Source organism: Pseudoalteromonas sp. UBA2102 (assembly GCF_002331165.1).
Lineage (GTDB): Bacteria > Pseudomonadota > Gammaproteobacteria > Enterobacterales > Alteromonadaceae > Pseudoalteromonas > Pseudoalteromonas atlantica.
Genome location: NZ_DCYU01000035.1, coordinates 3,624 through 4,457 on the forward strand (window position 1 = coordinate 3,624; position 834 = coordinate 4,457).

At 40.9% G+C, this 834-nt stretch carries 1 protein-coding gene and 1 pseudogene; both read left to right on the forward strand.

Annotated features, from left to right (window positions below; all coding sequences use genetic code 11):
* The coding region (locus B2R65_RS04180) for a hydroxyacylglutathione hydrolase C-terminal domain-containing protein (protein WP_286741285.1) at positions 1–264 on the forward strand (264 nt) is incomplete at its 5' end.
* A gap of 184 nt (positions 265–448) precedes the next feature.
* Positions 449–834, forward strand: a pseudogene (locus B2R65_RS04185) (lytic transglycosylase); the annotation flags it as partial.

The window sequence follows — 834 nt, forward strand, 5'->3', positions numbered from 1 at the left end:
CAAGCCAATTTAGCATTTGCAAAAGCCGTAGAGCCGCGTAACCCTGAGCTACTCCAATACAGCGATAAAGTAGATGCACAGCGTGCTAAGGGCGAAATTACACTGCCAAGTACAATAGGCCAAGAGCTTAAAGTTAATCCATTTATGCGCAGCGACCTACCTACTATTACAGAGTTAATTCCAAAAGAATTTGTGTTGGTTACAAAAAACAATGAACCATGGGAAAACTTTGCAAGTCTGAGACGATTCAAAGACAACTTTTAGTTAAGATATGTTGACCTGTTGTAATTAATTTTGCAGCATCGTGGTTAGGTATATCCTAGGTAAAACCATTGGTTTAAAAATAGCGAATGGTTTTATCAACATGTTAAAGTTGGTCGTTAAGTGGCAATGTTGACTCATAACGGGTAGTATTCGCCGAGTTTTTTTACCTGATGTATTGGTATATATGAATAAATCTCCTCTATTAATTGCCTTGGCGCTTGCGCTAAGTGGTTGTCAAACATTAACAACCGTAGATTCAGACGCACAAGCTGCTACCCAAGCAAATAAGCGCTTAGAAGGCGCAAGCCCTAACGATATTAACAATGCATTGATGGTAAACGCCCAATATCAACACGTTGAGCAGAGCGAAGACGCCCCCGTTTTTGATGATGTGTGGGAGCGCATTCGCTACCAACTGTCTATTGATGTACCGCAAAACCGCCCTGTTGTTACCGAGCGTAATTACTATGCGCGTCATCAAGCTTATTTAGACCGCATTTCAAAACGCGCAGAACCTTATTTACACTTTATTGTTGAAGAAGTAGAAAAGCGCGAAATGCCTATCGAAAT